Source organism: Trinickia sp. NRRL B-1857 (genome assembly GCF_050470685.1).
Lineage (GTDB): Bacteria > Pseudomonadota > Gammaproteobacteria > Burkholderiales > Burkholderiaceae > Trinickia.
On record NZ_JBFLUK010000011.1, the window covers coordinates 1,046,678 to 1,066,883 of the forward strand.

Annotated in this window: 12 protein-coding genes; 11 read left to right on the forward strand and 1 reads right to left on the reverse strand. The window is 58.3% G+C overall.

Translation table 11 applies throughout. The features are described 5' to 3' along the window. Positions 1-555 precede the first annotated feature (555 nt). From AB1286_RS25635 to AB1286_RS25655, 5 genes are all read left to right on the forward strand, one after another. Positions 556-2,685: a type I secretion system permease/ATPase gene (locus AB1286_RS25635; RefSeq protein WP_430366041.1), complete on the forward strand. Its 2,130-nt coding sequence runs from the start codon at positions 556-558 to the stop codon at positions 2,683-2,685. A gap of 15 nt (positions 2,686-2,700) precedes the next feature. Further along, positions 2,701-4,122, forward strand: coding sequence for an HlyD family type I secretion periplasmic adaptor subunit (locus tag AB1286_RS25640; RefSeq protein WP_430367315.1), 1,422 nt, complete (start codon positions 2,701-2,703; stop codon positions 4,120-4,122). A 142-nt stretch (positions 4,123-4,264) separates the two neighbouring features. After that, positions 4,265-5,593 carry a TolC family protein gene (locus tag AB1286_RS25645; RefSeq protein ID WP_430366042.1) on the forward strand — a complete coding sequence of 443 codons (1,329 nt, stop codon included), beginning with the start codon at positions 4,265-4,267 and terminating at the stop codon, positions 5,591-5,593. A 428-nt stretch (positions 5,594-6,021) separates the two neighbouring features. Then, on the forward strand, positions 6,022-11,706 hold the full coding sequence (locus AB1286_RS25650) for a beta strand repeat-containing protein (RefSeq protein ID WP_430366043.1): 5,685 nt from the start codon (positions 6,022-6,024) through the stop codon (positions 11,704-11,706). 33 nt (positions 11,707-11,739) lie between these two features. Further along, a complete protein-coding gene (locus AB1286_RS25655) occupies positions 11,740-12,555 on the forward strand; it encodes a sulfotransferase family protein (protein WP_430366044.1) in 816 nt (271 codons plus the stop codon). A gap of 168 nt (positions 12,556-12,723) precedes the next feature. Here AB1286_RS25655 and AB1286_RS25660 read toward each other — a convergent pair whose 3' ends face one another. Continuing rightward, positions 12,724-13,425, reverse strand: coding sequence for a helix-turn-helix transcriptional regulator (locus AB1286_RS25660; RefSeq protein ID WP_430366045.1), 702 nt, complete (start codon positions 13,423-13,425; stop codon positions 12,724-12,726). Positions 13,426-13,872: 447 nt separating this feature from the next. Here AB1286_RS25660 and AB1286_RS25665 point away from each other — a divergent pair, with 447 nt between their 5' ends. The 6 genes from AB1286_RS25665 to AB1286_RS25690 all read left to right on the forward strand — a co-directional run bounded on the left by AB1286_RS25665 (position 13,873) and on the right by AB1286_RS25690 (position 20,200). Beyond that, positions 13,873-14,199, forward strand: coding sequence for an antibiotic biosynthesis monooxygenase (locus AB1286_RS25665; RefSeq protein WP_102644691.1), 327 nt, complete (start codon positions 13,873-13,875; stop codon positions 14,197-14,199). Between the two features lie 93 nt (positions 14,200-14,292). Further along, positions 14,293-15,540, forward strand: coding sequence for an FAD-dependent monooxygenase (locus AB1286_RS25670; protein WP_430366046.1), 1,248 nt, complete (start codon positions 14,293-14,295; stop codon positions 15,538-15,540). Between the two features lie 2 nt (positions 15,541-15,542). Further along, positions 15,543-17,150 carry a flavin-containing monooxygenase gene (locus tag AB1286_RS25675; protein WP_430366047.1) on the forward strand — a complete coding sequence of 536 codons (1,608 nt, stop codon included), beginning with the start codon at positions 15,543-15,545 and terminating at the stop codon, positions 17,148-17,150. A 491-nt stretch (positions 17,151-17,641) separates the two neighbouring features. Then, entirely contained in the window at positions 17,642-18,178 is a 537-nt protein-coding gene (locus AB1286_RS25680) for a VOC family protein (RefSeq protein WP_430366048.1), read from the forward strand. Positions 18,179-18,343: 165 nt separating this feature from the next. Next, positions 18,344-19,582: a PLP-dependent aminotransferase family protein gene (locus tag AB1286_RS25685; RefSeq protein ID WP_430366049.1), complete on the forward strand. Its 1,239-nt coding sequence runs from the start codon at positions 18,344-18,346 to the stop codon at positions 19,580-19,582. A gap of 21 nt (positions 19,583-19,603) precedes the next feature. After that, positions 19,604-20,200 carry an anthranilate synthase component II gene (locus AB1286_RS25690; RefSeq protein ID WP_430366050.1) on the forward strand — a complete coding sequence of 199 codons (597 nt, stop codon included), beginning with the start codon at positions 19,604-19,606 and terminating at the stop codon, positions 20,198-20,200. The last annotated feature ends 6 nt before the right edge of the window (positions 20,201-20,206 follow it).

The window sequence follows — 20,206 nt, forward strand, 5'->3', positions numbered from 1 at the left end:
TTTTTCTTGGGACGGATATCCCCCTCCATCGCCAGGTGGGTCACCTCATACTTCCAACAGAGGATATCGACGGGCCAGGGTCGCCGAACTACGAAGCTACCCGCGACTTGTACTTTCACCGACCTATGTGGTGACGACCGGATATGAGACATTCGGCGTGCTGTATGCCTGGATGTGGGCTTATCGCCAGATCGTCGTGTCGGTACATCAAACGCCACCTGATAGTCAGGAAATTATAAAAGCAATTACTCGTTACCCGAATGAGCGGCATTTGAAGATATTTTTTTCGCCTCCAATCAATCGGGAGTTATAAAAACGTTTCCATAAAGTAGACGGATCTTTCTTTAATCGTTTGTTTTTTTGCAATTATCCAAGTAATCAAGTGTAATAGAATTCGCGTCGATAACGCAGATATTCCATGCTATGTTGTTGATGCCCCGGGGCAGCTCATCGTTCTTCTTGAGCTATCCGAGGCCGGGCCTCAGTAGGAAGGGAAAAATAACTTCACCGAGGGTAAGCGGCGCAACCGTTCAGCGGTTTGGCCCTTACGATTGCATGGCCGAATCAGATCAAGAAACGACGCTGGCCGAGGATCCGGGTCTAGCCGCCCTCGTCTTAATCGCGCGCTTTCACGGCGTTGCCGCGGATACAAGCCAATTGCGGCATACCGCCGGGATGAAATCGAATTCATTCAATGAACGGGAGTTATTGCTTGCGGCTCGTTCGCTTGGACTCAAAGCTCGTAAAGTCGCCGTAACAGCCGAGCGTTTGGCTAAAACGCCTTTTCCAGCGCTTGCGCTCGATAAGGACGGCCGGCACTTTATTTTGGCAGGGTGCTCAGCCGACAAAGCGCTCGTGGTCGAGGCCGGGCGAAGCGCTCCAGCGACGACGACGCCAAGCGAAGTGATGGCGCGCTGCGATGGACATCTTCTCTTATTCGCATCGCGCGCTTCGCTGTCCGGCGAGCTAGCTCGATTCGACTTTTCCTGGTTCATTCCAGCCGTCGTTAAATATCGGCGTCTGCTGTTGGAGGTGTTCCTCGTATCGGCGGTACTGCAACTCTTCGGCCTCGTCTCGCCGCTGATGTTTCAAGTGGTGATGGACAAGGTGCTTGTCAACCGCGCGTTCAATACGCTCAACGTCGTTTGCATTGCCCTGTTCGTCAGCTCCACCTTCGAGATATTGCTCACGGGGCTGCGAAACTACGTCTTCTCGCATACGGCGAACCGGATCGACGTTGAGCTGGGCGCGAGGCTCTTCCGGCATCTTCTGGCACTACCGCTTGCCTATTTTGGTTCGCGACGTGTGGGCGACACCGTTGCCCGCGTGCGCGAGCTCGAAAATATTCGCAACTTCTTGACGGGCCAGGCGTTGACGGCCGTCATCGACCTGTTCTTCTCGTTCATCTTCTTCGCGGTGATGTTCACGTACAGCGTAAGGCTTACGACCGTCGTAATTGTTTCGCTGCCCGTGTATGCGGCCATTTCGATGACGCTCAATCCCGTCTTGCGTCAGCGCCTGAACGAGAAGTTCGCACGCAGCGCCGATAACCAGTCGTTCCTTGTGGAGGCGGTGTCCGCTGCCGAAACCGTTAAATCGATGGCCGTCGAGCCGCAATTCACGCGTCGCTGGGATACGCAGCTTGCCGCTTATGTCTCAGCCGGATTTCGCGTAACCTCGCTCGGCGTCGTCGGCCAACAGTTGATTCAATACGTCGGCAAGCTTGTCACGCTTGTCACGCTCTATCTCGGCGCGAAGCTCGTGATCGACGGCAAGCTCTCAGTCGGCGAACTGATCGCATTCAACATGATGTCGCAGCGCGTCGCCGCCCCCGTGCTGCGGCTCGCGCAGTTATGGCAGGACTTCCAGCAGATCGGTATCTCGATGGGGCGGCTAGGGGATATCCTCAATACGCGCACCGAGCTGCCGCAAAGCCGTCAGGCGCTGCCGGCGGTCAAAGGCGAGATCGGCTTCCAGAACATCCGCTTTCGTTATCGTTCCGACGGTCCCCCAATTTTGGATGACGTCTCGCTCGAAATCCGCGCCGGGCAGATCATCGGCATCGTCGGCCGTTCGGGCTCGGGCAAGAGCACGCTGACGAAGTTGCTACAGCGGCTCTACATCCCCGAGCATGGACGCGTCTCGATCGACGGCATCGATCTCGCGCTTGCCGATCCGGCCTGGCTGCGCCGCCAGATCGGCGTGGTGCTACAGGAAAACCGGTTGTTCAATCGAACGATTCGCGAAAACATCGCCGTCACGGATCCGGGTACGCCGCTCGAAGTGGTGATCCGCGCAGCGCGGCTCGCAAGCGCACACGAATTCATCTCCGAGATGCCTGAGGGTTACGACACCGTCGTCGGCGAGCACGGCTCCAACTTGTCGGGCGGACAACGGCAGCGCATTGCGATTGCACGCGCACTCGTGACGAACCCGCGCATTCTGATCTTCGACGAAGCCACGAGTGCGCTCGATTTCGAGACGGAACGCATCATCCAGCAGAACATGCGTGCGATGTGCGCGGGGCGTACGGTCATCATCATCGCGCATCGGCTCACCGCGGTTCGGCATGCCGATCAAATCATCGCGATGGACAAGGGCCGCATCGTTGAGCGCGGCAAGCATGAGCAACTACTCGATCAGGCGGGATACTACGCACACCTGATTTCTCTTCAGAATGCCTAGGCGGATAACGTGCAATTGGAATCGTTCAGAGTGCAGGCGCTAACCGATCTGATGCGTCGCTACGGCGCCGTCTGGAAGGCGGCATGGGCGATACGCCACCAGTTCGAGGGGCCGCCGCGGCTGGCACACGAACTCGCGTTCTTGCCGGCCAATCTCGAGCTAGCCGAAACACCGGTGCATCCCGCGCCGAAATGGGCGATGCGGATCATCGTGACGCTGGCATTGCTTGCCGTTTTGATCGCCGCATTGGGTCAGCTCGATATCGTCGCGGTTGCCAAAGGCAAGCTGATTCCAGACGAGCGCGTGAAAATCATCCAGCCGGCGGTCACTGGTGTGGTCAGGAGCATCCTCGTACACGATGGTCAACGCGTTACCCCCGGACAATTGCTGATCGAGCTCGACCCAACACAGTCGGCTGCCGATTCGAGCAAGGCGAAGGCGGCGAAGACCGATGCCGGGCTTGCAATCGCTCGCGCGCAAGCGCTGCTCAAGGCTCAAGCGGGCGGCGGTGACCCATTGCTTGCGCCGGTTGATGGCGCGTCTAGCCAGGACATGGACGAAGCGCAGCATTTCGCCGATGGCGTTTATCGAGCCTATGAGGACAAAGTTGCCAGCTCGCGGGCTGAATTGAGCAAACGCGAAGCCGAGCTTGCCACGACGCACGAGCAAATTGCCAGTTTGGAGGCGACGGCGCCGCTCGCGCGACAACAGGCGAATCAATACCGACTGCTTGCGAAAGATAAGTACGTGGCGCAAACCGATTATCTGGACAAAGAACAAGCGGCGCTGCAAAAGGAGCACGACTTGGCGGCGCAGGAAAGCCACGCTCACGAATTGACGGCGAATATCGCCGAGCAGCGTGCCGATATTGCGGCAACGATGTCGGAGTTTCGCCGCGCGCAACTCGACGACTTGGACAAAGCCACGCAGCAACTTCAGCAGAGCCGCAATGATGAAACGAAGGCCGTCACCCGTCAAAAGCTAATGAGCCTGACGAGCCCGGTATCGGGCACGGTGCAGCAGTTGGCCGTTCATACGCTCGGCGGTGTCGTGACCACGGCGCAATCTTTGATGGAAATCGTGCCGGACGACTCCGTTGACGTCGAAGCCAACATCGAGAACAAGGACATCGGCTTCGTGAAGGTAGGGCAGACGGCTGTCGTGAAGATCGAAGCGTTTCCCTACACGCGCTACGGCTACCTGACGGGCAAGGTCGTAGAGGTGCCGAACGATGCGGTTCAAGACAAGAAGCTCGGCTTGACGTTCGTTGCGCGTGTTCGCTTACCGACTAACCGAATCTTGGCGAATGATCAATGGATGAACCTGACTCCCGGCATGGAGGTGACGGCCGAGATCAAAACCGGCAAGCGCAGTGTCGCGCATTACTTTCTCGATCCGGTGATTCAGACTGGCGAGGAGAGTCTGCGTGAACGGTAATCGTCGGCCGTCCATGCTTATACGGGGGCGATGGGTGGTTGCTTGCTCGATATGGATGAGACTGTTCTGTATCGTAGGGCCTGCGCGCGCCTTTGATCCACTTTTTGCCGAGCGGGCGATTCCAGCCACGCCGGCTGCGATGATGAAGGGTGACGCAGTGACCGGGACGTGCGTGTTCGGTGCGATGCAGACTCCGCTTCGATTGCCCGAAGCCGTCGAGCGCGCGCTTTGCAACAATCCCCAGACTCGCCAAGCCTGGGCCGACGTGAAGGCCGCCGCAGCCGCGGTCGGCAAGGGCCGTTCGGCTTACTTGCCGCAGGTCACCGGCAATTGGCAAGGGACGCGCGATGAGACGAAGGAAGCCATTAGCGGTTTGTCACAGTTTGATTCGACCTATCGAAACAGCGTGCTTCGCAATGAAAGCGTTTCGCTGAGCTGGGTGCTCTACGACTTCGGCGGACGTAAAGCCGCGCTCGCCAATGCGAACGCATTGCTCGTAGCCGCCCGCGCCAACGAGGACGCGACGCTGCAAGCGGCATTCGCGACTGTTGCCAAGGACTACTACGCCGCGCAATCGAAACAAGGCGCATTCGTTGCGGCGAAGGAAGTCGAAGAGACAGCCGCCGACAGCCTGAAGGCGGCCACGATGCGTGCCGATCATGGTGCCGCGCCGATCACCGATCAACTACAGGCGCGGACTTCATGGGCCAACGCCGTTGTCGAGCGCACGAAGGCCGAGCGCGATTGGCAAACGGCATTCGGCACACTCGCCGCGGATATGAATGCCGAGCCGTACACGGCGGTTGTGTTGCCGGACGTGGCTGACGGAGTGGCGCCGGACAATGAGTTCGACGAATCGGTGGCCGATTTGATCGGCGATGCGAAGCGATTTCATCCGAGCGTCGCAGCTGCCGAGGCGCAGCTCGAAGCGGCGCAGGCAAAAGTCCGGCAAACGAGAGCAGAGGGCATGCCGACGGTCAGCTTCGTCGCCAAATATAGTTGGAACAATCAGCCGACGACGCTGGAGCTCGGCGTGCCGCAGGTTCCGGCAACGACGCGCGAATGGTACCTCGGCATTCAGGTGACGATCCCGTTCTTCGAAGGCTTCGGCCGCACCTATGACATTCATCAAGCGCAGGCCGAGGCGGAAAAGCAGCGCGATGTGCTCGACGAAGCGCGACGGCAAGTGGGACTCGACGTGTGGACGAGTTATCAAGCGCTGGAGGGGGCCGGCAAGAATGTGACGAATAGCGCGACACTGCTTGATGTCGCGCAACAGTCGTACGCCGCGGCGCAACGCCGATATCAGATCGGCGTTGGCAGCATCCTCGAGTTGCTAAACGCGCAATCTGCGCTCGCCGAGGCGAAGCGGCAGCGGATCGAAGCACTGACGGATTGGAGGTCGGAGCGGTTGCAGTTGGCCGCGAAGCTGGGGCGGTTGGGGATGTGGGATGTTTTGCCGGGCTCATGATGAGGCGAGCTATGGGCACTCCTTCTAAACGTGACTTCGATGCGAGATGTTTGTTTTGCCGAACGGTCTTATTGAGGTCGTCGGTGGGAGATGAAATGGTTTCAGTAACTGTTCGTAAATTTTAATCGACGATTATGTTAAAAGCAAATTTATTGCCAGTTTCATGTGCGAGCACGCTGATATTTATCACCGGTCTTTTGGCATTTGGCTGCTCTCAATTTATGATGAATTATGTTGGAATTTGCGCGGCATTTTTTTCAATCGGAACGGTCTGTTCTGTGTTTGTGTTTGCCATTGCGGTCATCAAGAAAATTGGTTCTGACACGAGAGGGGTAGCCTTGGTTTTGATGTGGGTATTTCTATTGATTGGATATTTCATTGAGCTTCGTCACATTTTGGCAAATATTTGTCTTAAATGAGAGGATATCATGGCCACATTGGAAGGATTGGCGCCGTTTATCAACGGAAGCGGGTACGCATTCGGCTCGGTGGATGGTCTTGCAAGTGTGCGGTCGGCAGCAGCAGATCTTAGCAAGAACCGGAGCGACCCCGGCCTACAGGCAGCGTATAACGCGGCATATTGGAATGCCGTTGCCGCCGAGACTGCATTGATACCGGGTGTCGGCGCCGTTTATGCATCGAAAGCATTCGCAGCAGATCTAGTGAGCATATCGGTAAATAAGATAAACCCGCTTTCGGAGGAAGGTGCTGGCGCCTACGTCTCATTGATGAGCAATTTTGCCATCATGCTGTCGCAAGGCGTTGCGGTAAGTGCGGTTGTCGGCGGCGGTCCGATTACCATTGCTATTGCAGGAACGACATTCGTCGCTTCAGAGTTGGTCGATTTTGCGAGCGCTATTCTGACCACCGCTGGGGTTTACATCGATAAGGACACAATCGGAAATTATCTTGCTCAAGGCACTAGCGCGGCGGGGATCAATCCGAATGCGGATGGATCATACAATGTATCGAATACCGGTAACTCGTCATTGAATATCGGTTTCAATGGCATTATGCCCCAGTCGACATTTACTATGAACTCCGTCGACATCCAGGCCGGCAACGCGCTTTACGTGCCGACCGTCGACACCAATGGCAATATCACGGGATTCACTGCGCGGGTGCCGACGGACGTCTATCAATACGGCAACGGGACGGCAGGAGCGAATTTCGGCAACGACGCGTCAGTCGCGACGAATGTAGCGGGCATCCCCAATTCACCGGCGGGCGCAGCCCCCACCGCTGTATGGAACGTCTCCAATGTAAACGGTACTTCCAACAACGCTGTCGTTGTTCAATATTCTGACGGTACGTTTGGCTCACTAAGCGGCAGTGTAGGTAACTACACCGTGCAAATGAAAAACGTTGGCGCCCCACTGCCCGGCGAGTCCAATGAAGTCAGCATGACCGATGATAACGGTCAAATTTCCGCCTCAATTAACGGCAGTGGCGCGACGCTAGATGCCAGCAAGTGCGCAGTCAACATCAGCGGCGATACCAGTGCGACTCTGAATGGTTCGAATCTCGCGGTGACTGCGCTCTCCGGCTCCGCCTTCACACTGAATGGCACCAATGATCAGGTCAGTGCATCCGGCGCTACCATGACGTTGGCAATGAACGCTAACGCCGATATCGTCGGCAACAACAACGTTGTTACCGATGTTTCAGGCTCCGCCGACGTTAGCGGATCGCACAACGATGTAAGCGTGTCAGGCGCAGGCGCAAGTGCCAGCGTGAACGGTGTCGACAATGACGTCTCTGTGTCGAGCAATGCCTCGGGCAGCACGATCGCGTTCGGCGGCACCAATACAGGTGCCGATACGCTGAGCGTCGCGTCCGGCGCAACAGGGGTAACGGCACAATTGGGCGGCTCGACCACAACGCTCGATCTCGCCAGCAACACCAGCGTGGCGATCGACAGTGTTAGCGGCGGTGGTACGGTAGTCGGCACAACGGGCGATAGCGTCACGCTTTCCGGCAAAGACATCACGCTGGATGCGACCGCGGGCGAATACACGTTCACAGGCACCGGCAGCACTGCCGACGCCTCGAACAGCACCATCGACCTAACGACCGGCGGCAGCCTGAACCTCGCAGGCAGCGGAGACACAGTCGCGTTAGGAGAAGGCTCGACAGTCACCGTGGGACACAACTTCAACGACACGATTCAAAACGACACCAACGGGCAGACGATTTCAATCGACAACGGAGACCTCAAGTTATCCGGCAGCACGCTCGCGTGGTCCGCTGGGGTGTCCGATACCGTTGCCGTCGCCGCGAACGGCGCCACCGTCGCGACCGCGTACGACAGTGCGACCGACTCGAACCTGACGACCGTGGTCGACACCGGTGCGAACAGTGGCATTACCCAAATCGCGACGACGACTGCGGGCTCGAGTTCGGACATCTACGACACGACGATCACCAATGGTTCGGACAAGGTGCTGGAGACGGAAACGAGCGTGTTGTCGAACGACGCGCTACAGTTGCAAAACGAGTCGACTTACAACCTGAATGGCCAGTTGACGCAGACCGCGAGCTACGACGATGGGGTGCTGGCGCAAACGAACGACTACTCGTACGTCTACGGCACGAACGGCGCGCTGAGCGCGATCGACATCAGTAGCTACAGCGGCAGCAATGTGCTGAAACAAACCGAGAGCATGCAGTACGACGTGAGCGGTGTGAACGACGAAAACGTGATCGACTACGCAAGCGGCGGCTCCCAGGTTCAGCAGCTCACCGGCCTGCCGAGCAATATGTCGCAGCTCGACGAAAACTTCAGCGGCACAGATGGCGCGGGCACGGAGACCGCGATGATTATCGATTATGCCGCCGGCGGTTCGCGAGAGCAGCTACTGGGCGCCTTGCCGAGCGGCACGATGGCTTCCTTCGAATATTTCGATGGCGCCAACGCGACGGGTACCGAAAGCGCGACTGTAACGAGCTCCACGAACGGCGATTACGATTATCAGATTCTATCGTCGACTACCATGCAAATCGGTGGGAGCCAAATTGCATCGGTACAATCGACCAGTACCGATGGTGCGACGCTGGACGTGGGCGCTGGAGCCATGCTATCGGTGACCGGCAACGACATGGCGGTGAACGCGACAAGCAGCACTTCGGTCACCGCCCAAGGCAACGGCGACACGATCATCGGAGCGAACGACGACACTGTCGCCATCGCAGGCACGGACGACAGCGTCACGGCTGCCAGCGGTAGCTCCATCAGCGTTGCTGGCCAGGACGATACATTGACGGCGTCGGGCAGTTCGATCTCGTTCGATGCCGGTAGCCAGGCTACGGTCACCGGAACGGGCGACAGCTTCACGATCGCATCGGGCGATGCAATTGGTTTGGGCAGCGGTGCCACCATTACCTCAACCGCCAACAATAGCGTAACGATCAACGGTGCGTTCGCGTCGGGCGATGTGCTCGACCTGAGCAACGGCTCCATTTCGGGTGCCGCCGACAGTAGCGCAACCATTTCCGGTTCGAATGATTCGATCGTGGGCGGGGTGAAGGACACGTTCGCGATCGTCGGAAACAACGATAGCGCGACCGCGGGTAGCGGTAGCGTGATCAGCGTTGCGGGCCAGACCGATACGGTGACCTCATCGAGCAGCACGATCGACGTTGGAGCCGGAGACCACGTTCAGATCGATGGCACGGGTGACGGTGTCACGGCTGGCAGCGGAAGCGCGATCTTCGTGAACGGCGAGAGTGATTCGATCGCGACATCGGGCAGTTCGCTCGACTTCGGCGCCAACAGCCAAGCTACGGTCACGGGCACAGGCGACAGCTTCACGGTTGCCGCCGGTGATGTCGTCAATTTGGGGAATTCAACCATCACCGCCAGCGGCAGCAATGTGACGATTGATGGGTCCTTCGCGTCGGGCGACGTGATTGACCTGAGCAATGCGACCGTTACGTTGGGGGCTAATGCAAACGTGACGATCGTTGGCTCGAATGACACGATCGAGGGCGGGGCGGGCGACACCATCAGCATCACCGGAAATGGCGATACCGGCTCGTTTGGGAATGGCAGCTCGGTGAGCTTGACGGGGCAAGGCGAAAACATCACCGCATCGGACAGCACGATCGATGGGGCCAACGGCTCGACGTTCACGCTGTCCGGCGGTAGCGACAGTGTCAGCTTGTCAGGCTCGGGCGACAATGTTGACCTGCTTGGTGGGACGGGCCTGTCGGTAACCGGAAGCGGCGATACCATCAACACGACGAGCGGCACGAGTTTCAATCTCTCCGGCAGCAGCGATAGCGTTGGTCTTGGCGGCTCGGGCGATTATGTCGGTTTGCTCGGCGGCACGGGTCTTTCGGTGAGCGGAAGCGGCGATACCATCAATACGAGCGGCGGCACGAGTTTCAATCTCTCCGGCAGCAGCGATAGTATCGGTCTCGGCGGCTCGGGCGATTATGTCGGTCTGCTCGGTGGCACGGGTCTTTCGGTGAGCGGAAGCGGCGATACCATCAATACGAGCGGCGGCACGAGCTTCAATCTCTCCGGCAGCAGCGATAGTGTCGGTCTCGGCGGTTCGGGCGATTATGTCGCTTTGCTCGGCGGCACGGGTCTTTCGGTGAGCGGAAGCGGCGATACCGTCAACACGACCGGCGGCACGAGCTTCAATCTCTCCGGCAGCAGCGATAGTGTCGGTCTCGGCGGCTCGGGCGATTACGTCGGTCTGCTCGGCGGCACGGGCCTGTCGGTGAGCGGAAGCGGCGATACCATCAACACGACGGGCGGCACGAGCTTCAATGTCTCAGGCAACAGCGACTCCGTCGGCCTGGGTGGCTCGGGCGATTATCTGGGCCTATCGGGTGGCTCAGACAGCGTAAGCGGTACGGGAGACACCATCGATACGACCGGAGGGAGCAGTTTCAACCTATCGGGCGGCAGCGATTCTGTTGGATTAGGCGGCTCCGGTGATTATCTTGGCCTTCTCGGCGGTACGGGCTACAACGTTTCCGGCACCGGAGACAGCATCGTTACGCAGTCCAACACCGGGCTGCAAGTCAACGGCAGCAGCGACACCATCAACATTGGTGCGGACTCGTCTATAGACGTGACCGGCGGCAGTGGCGACGTCTTGGACGGTAATGCCGTTAGCGGTGGAGATACGTACGATACGAACGGCAGCGATACCTTGTCCGGGCCTGGCATCGGGGGTGGCGATGGCGGCGCACCCACCGGTGGATACGGATACGGCGGTGGTGGCGGATATTACGGATACGGCGTGGCTGGTTCGAGCGCGGTAGTGTCTGCTGCAATCGGTCACGATATCGGGTCGATCGCCCAATACGACTTGAGACATGGCAATTTGGCTGGTGCCGCCGCAGCCGAGCGTGCACTTTATAGGGCCGATGAAACAGCGCATCAGGCGCCGACGGCAGGTTCGGGTGTGGCAATCGGTACAGGCGAAAAATGGGCGGCCGGCAGTGTCATCACGTGGAGCGTTTCCAGTGATATGTCGCAATACGGCAGCGATGTGCAGCAAGCGTTTGCGACTTGGGCATTGGCGTCGGGGCTGAAGTTCGAAGAGGTGTCGAACACTTCTAGCGCAGATATCCGGATTGATCTGGGCGACCTCAATACGGCGACTTCGGGAATAGTGGGTTATACACGCTCGAAGAGCGCGTCCGGTGTGATTTCGGGCGCCACGATCGAACTCGAAGATCCGAAGCAAGATGGGCTGATTGCCGGCAGCAATGGAACGCAGACTTACACCGGGACCAACGCGACGCTGGAGGAGGCGCTGCTGCATGAAATCGGTCATGCCCTGGGGTTGGCCGATGACACGGACAGCAACTCGATCATGTATTACGAGCTGACGTCAAGCAATCGAACGTTGGATAGCACCGACCTCGCCGGGATTAAAGCACTCTATGGCTCGGCTTCGGGGGCGTTGCAATCCAGCGCGGCGATGTCGACGAGTGCTGCCGGCGAAGCTGGGATGCAGGCGTGGATCTCGAATCAGCTCGGCCAGATGGTTGCAAGCATGGCGGCGTTCAACGCACAGCACGCCGCGGCGATGACCCATATCGCCCAAGCGGCCGACCCTCATCTCGTCACGCTTGCTGCCAGCAGCCATTGATTTTTAACTAACCTCTCGCCAACAAGGAGCCGCATGGTTCACCGATTGCATTTGATCTCGGGCCTGCCCCGTTCAGGATCGACTTTACTGTGCGCGCTCCTGCGCCAAAACCCGCGCTTTCGCGTAGCGATGACGAGCCCGGTCGCCTCGCTGTGCGGCGTGCTTCATCAGAAAATGTGCGGTGGCGAGTTCAGTGTCTTCTTCGACGATCCCAAGCGCGCCGCCATGTTGCGCGGCGTGTTTGACGCATACTATCCCCATGTAGAGCCGGAGCACGTCATTTTTGACACGAATCGAACGTGGACGGCCCGCTCGGCGCTGCTGCGCGAGCTGTATCCGCAATCGCGCCTCGTCTGCTGCGTTCGAGACATCGGTTGGATTATTGACAGCATCGAGAAAATGCTCGCTCAGAACCCGCTACAGCTATCGCGGATGTTCAATTTTCAACCCGGTGGCTCCGTCTATTCACGCGTGGACATGCTGATGAATTCGGAGAACGGGCTGATCGGCCTTCCGTGGAGCACGCTGCGGGAAGCCTGGTTTGGCGACGAAGCCAAGCGCCTGATCATCATCCCGTATGAACACCTGGTGAAAGAGCCCGAACGAACGCTGAGAAAGCTCTATGACGAGCTCGGCGAGCCCTGGTTCGCGCACGACTTGAACAACGTGATCTACGATGAGCCCGACTACGATGCGCTTCTCGGCATGCCCGGTTTGCACAAGGTCAGAGAGAAGGTCGAGTATCGTGAACGCAAACCTTGCATTCCGCCGGACCTGTTTGCGAAATACGCGGGCAGCTCGTTTTGGGCTAAGCCCGAGCTGAACACCCGTGGTGTGAAGATTTTGTGACCGGCCACAAGAATGCCGCTCGATTCGCGGATCAGACCACGCATGGCCCGCCGTTATACTTCTCGCGGAGGTTTGCCAGCTCGGGTCGCTGGCGTCGTGGTTGATAATTTCATTGAACAAGTTGCTGCTACGCATGACGGAAAGGTATGCGGCTTGCTCATCTAGCACTCAATCGACGCCGAACAACGTTGCCGGCGTGATGTAGAAATAGCCCTTTTCGATGGCTTTTTCGATCAGTTCGGGCTTCGACGAGGCCGTGAACTTGTCTTTCAATGCATCGATGTGATGCTCGACAGTGCGGACGGAAATCGAAAGAAGCTCGGCGATGCGGCGAGCGACGCCGCCGCGCAATAGGAAGAACAAAATCTCCGTTTCGCGCGGCGTCAAGTCGATGTCGCGCTTCTCGCGATTGATGACGAAACTGCCGCGCGGCATCGATTTCGGTAGCCCGCTCGACGCCGTATGCTCGTCGCGGACGAGTCGCAGCATGTTGCTGTTGATATCGGTGATATCGGTGCCGTGCATAAGCACGCCGCGCGCATTCGTTTCGCAATCGACGAAAGGCTTCTTCACGACGAGATAGGCTTTCACGCCGATTCCGCCTGCGTGATAGATGTTGATGCTGCGGATGGTGGCGCCGCGCTCCATCACGATCCTATCTTGCGCAAGATAGCTATCATCGTACGAGCCGAACGCGGCCGGCAAATCGTGATGCCTGAGCCCAAGCATCGGGACGTCTTCGTCCAATCCCATCGACTGCTTGAATGCCGCGTTTCCGTAAAGGAAGATCGATCCGGCGTCCTTGCACGCGCAAACGCCGGGTATCTGATCGATCAAGCTTGAGAAGGCCGGGCTGATCAAATCACTCATGATGCATTTCTCCCGAATGGTTCGAACAAGACGTCGCACGCGACCGATTCCGCGAACTACCTATTATGCGCGATTCGTTTTGAATATTCACGCCGCTTATGTCGAAACCTACTTCAATTGGATGTGGATATAGACAGGTTCGACCGTAACCGGTTCGATCGTCGCATGCGTCTATCGCAATGGTTTGGCCGCGCATCGCCCGCGCCAATTTTTTTGGGTAGAAAGTACGGAAGCGACAGGCCGCGCCGAACGCTATCGTCATAGCAAGAGTGTTGCCGGGCCGAGGCATCGGCGGCGAGTGCCGCAATGCGCCCAGGCTGGCGACGCTCTTATCCCTTCTTTCAGTAATCCGTGCATTTCCGGAGGGCGGGTATAGGGCGCTAGGTCATCGGCGCCAAAGCGATAGCGCTCCCCGGAAGCAGCACGATTTCCCTAATGGAGCCATTCATGTCGAAGAACGAAGCGGTCATCAGCGCAGGAAAAGGTGTCACGTTCGTCAACATCATCGAAGTGTCGCCCGAAAATCAAGCCAAGGTGATCGATGTCCTCAACGAAGGCGTCGAAAAGGTCATCCGCCACAAGGACGGCTTCATCTCGGCGAGCATTCTGGCGAGCAAGGACGGTACGAGCGTGATCAATATCGCGCAATGGGAAAACCCCGACAACGTGAAGGCCGTCCGTGAAGACCCGGCCGCCCAAGAGTATGTCAAGCGCACGGCGGCGCTCGCGAAGGCTGCGCCGAACCTGTACTCGGTCGTCTCCGTGCATGCCTGACCGATTCTGAAGCGACGCGGCGGCCTCGTGCTCGGTTGGCGTTTTTAGGGGCGGGGCCGCCCTTATTCGATTCGCGACTATCGGCGCCAGATCATGACAGTCACCATAGACACCGATTATTTGATCGCAGGAGCGGGCATCGGTGGGCTCACGGCAGCATTAGCGCTGCATGCCCACGGCGTTCATGATCTGCTGATCATCGAAGCAGCGAAGCGCATTCGTCCCCTCGGGGTAGGCATCAACATCCAGCCGGCAGCAGTCGCGGAACTCTATGCACTCGGATTGAACCGCTCGATGGAGCGCTCCGGTATCAAAACCGAACGCGTCGCGCATCTGGACGAGAAAGGTAAGCAGCTTTGGAGCGAGGCGCGCGGGTTGCCGAGCGGTAGTCCCTATCCGCAAATCTCGATTCATCGCGGTGTGCTCGAAATGAGCCTTCTGCGTGCGACGAAGGCGCGTTTAGGCCAGCATGCGGTGCGCACCGGTACGCGCTTGGTTTCGTTTCATGAAGAGGGCGATCGCGTTGTGGTCACCGCGATCGATCAATCGACGGGAAACGAGGTGTGTTTTCGGGCGAAAGGCCTGATCGGTGCGGACGGTATTCATTCGGCCATACGTGCGCAGCTTCAAGGCGACGGTAACGTCGTGAAGCGTACCCCGATCACGATGTGGCGAGGAGTGACCGAATGCGATCGCTTCCTCGACGGACGCACGATGATCGTTGCCAACGACGTCTACTCGACGCGGCTCATCGCTTATCCGATTTCGAGCGAGCACGAAAGGCGCGGTAAGGCGCTGGTGAACTGGGTTTGCATGGTATCGGCGGACACGCGCATTCGCCTCGATCGTCCCGATTGGAGTGAAACGGGCAAGCTGGACGACATCCTGCCGTTCTTTTCGCATTGGCACTTCGATTGGCTCGATATCGACGCGCTGCTCAGTGGAAGCCGAACGATTTTGCAGTATCCGATGGTCGATCGCGACCCGCTCGAGCGATGGGGACGAGGGAAGGTTACGCTGCTGGGCGATGCAGCGCACCTCATGTATCCCGTCGGCGCGAACGGTGCCTCGCAAGCGATCCTCGACGCGTCTGCGCTCGCATTCGAGCTTTCGAGCCGCAAGGAGGTGGAGACAGCCTTTGCGCACTATGAAAGCGCGAGAAGACCAGTCACGAGCAAGATCGTTCTCGAAAATAGATTGAGGGACCGGACCGAGCGGACCCTGGCCGTTAGCAGTTCGAACGACGGAGAAAAGGCCGTCGTCGTTGAAAACATGGTGAGTCGCTACAAGCAAAACGTCGAAAATCAAAAAGCGCATCAATCTTCCACCGAGGGACAATGATCATGAGCACGGTTCGGCAGCGCTACGATGCGATCGTCATCGGCGCGGGCTTCGCGGGCATATACGCGTTGTACAAGCTTCATCATGAACTGGGACTGAACGTCCGCTGCTTCGAGAAAGGCGGCAGCGTGGGCGGCACGTGGTATTGGAATCGCTATCCGGGCGCGCGCACCGATACCGAGACGCGCGTTTATCGATACTCGTTCGATAAAGAGATTTACGACGGTTGGAATTGGAATAGCCGCTTTGCCAATCAGCCGGAAGTGCTCGCTTATCTGCGCTCGATCGTATCGCACTATGAGCTCGACCCGCATATCACGCTCGATACGTTCGTCGAGTCGGCTCGGTACGACGCGGACGCGAACGAGTGGATCGTGACCACGTCGGAAGGCGAAAGCTTCGCGTGTAAGTATCTGCTCACGGCGATCGGCGTGTTGTCGAAGCTGAACTTTCCGAAGATCGCCGGTCGCGAGAAGTTTCGCGGATCGGTGGTGCACACGGGCAACTGGCCGGACGAGTTGACGCTCGAGGGCAAGCGTATCGGGGTGATCGGTACCGGTTCGACGGGCGTGCAATTGATCAGCGCCGCCGCGAAGACGGCGGATCACGTGACGGTGTTTCAGCGTAATGCGCAGTATTGCGTGCCGGCGGGCGACGATCTCGTGGCCGAGGCCGATATCGCGGACTATCGGCAAAATTTCGAGCAGATTTGGGACGGCATTCGAGGCACGCGGGTAGCGTGCGGTTTCGCCGAAAGCATGGTGCCGACGTTTAGCGTTTCGCCCGAGGAGCGCGAGAAGGTCTTCGAAGAAAATTGGAAGATCGGTACCGGCTTCCGCTTTATGTTCGGCACGTTCGCCGATATCGCGAGCAGCGAGGAAGCGAATAAGGAAGCGACTCGCTTTATCGAGAAAAAGATTCGCGAGATCGTGAAGGATCCGGAGACCGCTCAAAAGTTGATTCCGGATCAGTTGTATGCGAAGCGCCCGATCTCGATCAACAACTATTACGAGGTCTACAACCGGCCGAACGTTTCGCTCGTCTCGGTGAAGAACAACGATATCGTCGCATTCACCGAGCAGGGCGTGCGTACCGCCGACGGGCAAGAGTATGAGCTCGACGTCTTGGCCTTCGCGACGGGCTTCGATACGATCGTCGGCAGCTTCAAGGATGTCGAGATCAAGGGGCTTAACGGTGTCGAATTGAAGCAGCACTGGAAGGACGAAGCGACGAGCTTCATGGGCATCGCCACGTCGAACTTCCCGAATTTCTTCATGGTGCCGGGGCCGAAGAGCGTGTTCTGCAATATTCCTCCGGGTGTCGAGGCTCAACTCGATTGGATCGCGGCGCTGATTCGGAAAGCCCGGTCCGACGAGGCGAGTGCGATTCGCGTCACGCCCGAGGCAGAGCGCGAATGGACGCAGATCTGCGATACCTTCGCGGCTTATACGCTGCTGCCGAAGGTCGATTCGTGGATCTTCGGGGCCAATGTTCCCGGGGCGAAGCGGCAAACGCTGTTTTACTTCGGCGGACTCAGCGGCTATCGGGAGGCGTGGTCCGAACTAGCGAAGAATGATTTCAAGGGGTTCTTGTTCGATCGAGTGGGTTGATACGAAAGGTATCGTCGCGGCCTCGCTCGACCGGCGAGGCCGCTCATAAGATTGCGGTATCCCGTCCCTCATGCCCCGTGACCGCACGCATTTTAGATATCGCCCCGCGTTTATTAAACCTCTCAAGCTCGTTTGCACGCGGCGCATGCGATATGCAACTTTTTCTCACGCAAGAACAATGATGAAAAATATACCTTGCGCGAGACGATGTGTAAAACATCGTATAAATCCCACACTTCGATAATTTTCGATGTACTATGCGTCCGTCCTGGGCAATGCATGGTGCGTAGGCGGCGGATCGTGAAACGTAAGCCGCGCGACTTAACAACTCGTTACCTTGCAATTGTCTAAAACCGCGCCGTCCCCTTACAAGGTTTAGACGGTGGATATATTCCACTCATCGGAATGTATTCAATAAACGCGGTCGTTCCGCCGCCGCTCGATATGCGGTGTTGCGGGCCGCCTATCATCCTGATCGAGGAGAGCGACGGATGGCTGAATACGGGCAGGTGGGTTCATATGAACTCGATGATAAGGAGTCCGAAGTAAATGGGGTCGATTACCGCGCCATCGACCACATCGCGCTCGCGGTACGCGACTTGGAAACCGCGGTGCGATTATTCACGAACGTCCTCGGCTTCACGCTAGTTAGGCGCCGCACCGTCAAAGGCGCCCGCACGGGCATGGTCGCCGCCGAACTCGAAAGCGGCAGCACGAAATTCGTGCTCTGCCAAGGCACGGAACCGGAATCCCAGGTATCACGACTCGTTGCGGCACACGGTCCCGGCGTTGCGCATATCGCCCTCGAAGTGGACGATGTCGCCCACACGGTGAAAACGCTGACGGCACGGGGCATGCGCTTCGATACGTCGGTTATCAACGGCCCGGGCCTCACGCAGGCCTTCACGGCAAGAGATCCCAATACCGGCATGAGCTTCGAGTTGATCAAGCGCCATGGCGAGGAAGGGTTTGTCGACAGCAACATTCAGTCGCTCTTCGAGCAGCTCGAACGATCAAATTCCTACTGACTGTATTTGCATACTGCTTCGCGATGGTCGCGGACGGTATCGGCACGCCCGCCTCTCGGCGGGGGTGACGAATAACCATTCGTCTCGCATGAGCCTATCGCAATTAACTCAATGAGGAATGGGATGTTCAATGACCCAATAGCGCGGTCTTCTCGGCTGTCCGTCATGAATTTCTTAAATGAAGCGGCAAATCGATATCCGACAGCCATTTCGTTTGCCTCGGGACGGCCCGCCGAATCGTTCTTTTCATTGGAACGCTGGTTGAGTGCCGTTCCGCTATTTATCGACCATATGGCAAGGGAAAACGGATTCAGCGTTGCGCTTGCCGAAAAACGCCTTGCGCAATACGGGCCTACAGCAGGAATCATTGAGGCGTTGATCGCCGAGCAATTGCGCATCGATGAGCGTATCGAATGCGAGCCGGAGAGGATCATCGTCACCGCGGGATGCCAGGAAGCGCTCTCGCTCCTGATTCCGGCTTTGTGCCGCGCACCGGGCGACGTCATTCTCGCACGCAATCCCACCTATATCGGCGCCACAGGCGTTGCCGATTTCGCAGGCATTGAAATCGTGCCGGTCGAGCCACTCGCCGGCGAGGACTGGGCGCATACGCTCACGCGCCTCGCGCAAGAATTGCGGCGCGCAGGCAAAACGCCTCGCGGCTTGTACTTGACGCCCGAGTTCGACAATCCGACAGGGACGGTGTTGAGCGAGTTAGAGCGCCGCTCGATCATTGCCGGATGTGCAGAACATCGAATTGTGGTGCTGGAAGACAACCCGTACGGAATGTTTCGCTTCGAAGGCGCGGCCACGCCGGCGATGGCCGCGCTAGACGACGTGGGCTGCGTCGTCTATCTCGCCACTTACTCCAAGACGCTATGTCCGGCGGTACGCGTGGGCGCGGCGGTCGTTCCGAAGCGTTTGTTCGGCAGCGTAGGCGAGGCCGACCGGCTATTGGCCGAACTGGGCGAGCGTAAGAGCTTCGTTACCGTCAATACCAGTCAGGTCACTCAGGCGATCGTAGGCGGCGTATTGCTTAAGCAACAGTGTTCCCTGGGCACCGTGATCGAGGGGCCTAGGCTGCATTACCGCCGTAACCGCGACGCGCTCTTGCGCGCGCTCGATCTTGCCTTCGGCGCGGGCCATGAGGGTGTTGCTTGGAATCGGCCGGAGGGTGGGTTCTTTCTCAGCCTATCGCTCCCGTTCGAGTTCGGGCGGGACGAGACGGCCGCATGCGCGCGAGAGCAGGGCGTGATCGTGATGCCGATGACGTTCTTCACGCTCGACGAGACGCACCGTAAAGAGGTACGGCTTGCGTTCAGCAATACCGATGAGGGCGAGATCGAAGCCGGTGTGGCGCGACTCGCGCGTTACGTCGACACGCAATCGAGTTTGGTCCAATGACGCGCCTGCGGGACAACCATCATGTGCAAAACGCTGATCGTCGATAACTTCGACTCGTTCACCTACAACGTCTTCCAGCATATGGGCCAGGCGTGCGGTGTGGAGCCGACTGTCGTGTTGAATACGATGCCGCTCGAGGAGATCGATTTCTCTCGCTACGACTGCATCATCGTGTCTCCAGGGCCTGGCACCCCAGCGGTCGCGGCCGATGTCGGTATCAGCGCGCGCCTTGTTCGAGAGACGCAACTGCCGTTGCTCGGAATCTGCCTCGGCCATCAATGCATGGCCCACGAGCACGGCATGGAGGTTGTGTTGGCGCCGGAGCCTAGGCACGGACGCGTAAGCGTGGTTCGGCACGACGGCCGAGGACTATTTCAAGGCTTGCCGCCGTCGCTCTCGGTCGTGCGTTATCACTCGCTCGTCGTGAAGGAAGTAGCCGGTCCATTCGAATTGAGCGCTTGGGGCGATGACGGCGTCATTCACGGCATCCGCCACCGGACGCGTCCGCTGCACGGCGTGCAGTTCCACCCCGAATCGATCTGCACGGAAGGTGGCGGCGAGCTCTTTCGCAACTTCCGCGACATCGCGCTCGCCCACAAGAATCGGCGCGCGGCCTAGGCGCCG

Bases quoted from the DNA above. Each gene is read 5' to 3' on its own strand.
- AB1286_RS25635 (WP_430366041.1), top strand. From the start codon at position 556: ATGGCCGAATCAGATCAAGAAACGACGCTGGCCGAGGATCCGGGTCTA.
- AB1286_RS25645 (WP_430366042.1), top strand. From the start codon at position 4,265: ATGAAGGGTGACGCAGTGACCGGGACGTGCGTGTTCGGTGCGATGCAG.
- AB1286_RS25650 (WP_430366043.1), top strand. From the start codon at position 6,022: ATGGCCACATTGGAAGGATTGGCGCCGTTTATCAACGGAAGCGGGTAC.
- AB1286_RS25655 (WP_430366044.1), top strand. From the start codon at position 11,740: ATGGTTCACCGATTGCATTTGATCTCGGGCCTGCCCCGTTCAGGATCG.
- AB1286_RS25660 (WP_430366045.1), bottom strand. From the start codon at position 13,425: ATGAGTGATTTGATCAGCCCGGCCTTCTCAAGCTTGATCGATCAGATA.
- AB1286_RS25665 (WP_102644691.1), top strand. From the start codon at position 13,873: ATGTCGAAGAACGAAGCGGTCATCAGCGCAGGAAAAGGTGTCACGTTC.
- AB1286_RS25670 (WP_430366046.1), top strand. From the start codon at position 14,293: ATGACAGTCACCATAGACACCGATTATTTGATCGCAGGAGCGGGCATC.
- AB1286_RS25675 (WP_430366047.1), top strand. From the start codon at position 15,543: ATGAGCACGGTTCGGCAGCGCTACGATGCGATCGTCATCGGCGCGGGC.
- AB1286_RS25680 (WP_430366048.1), top strand. From the start codon at position 17,642: ATGGCTGAATACGGGCAGGTGGGTTCATATGAACTCGATGATAAGGAG.
- AB1286_RS25685 (WP_430366049.1), top strand. From the start codon at position 18,344: ATGAATTTCTTAAATGAAGCGGCAAATCGATATCCGACAGCCATTTCG.
- AB1286_RS25690 (WP_430366050.1), top strand. From the start codon at position 19,604: ATGTGCAAAACGCTGATCGTCGATAACTTCGACTCGTTCACCTACAAC.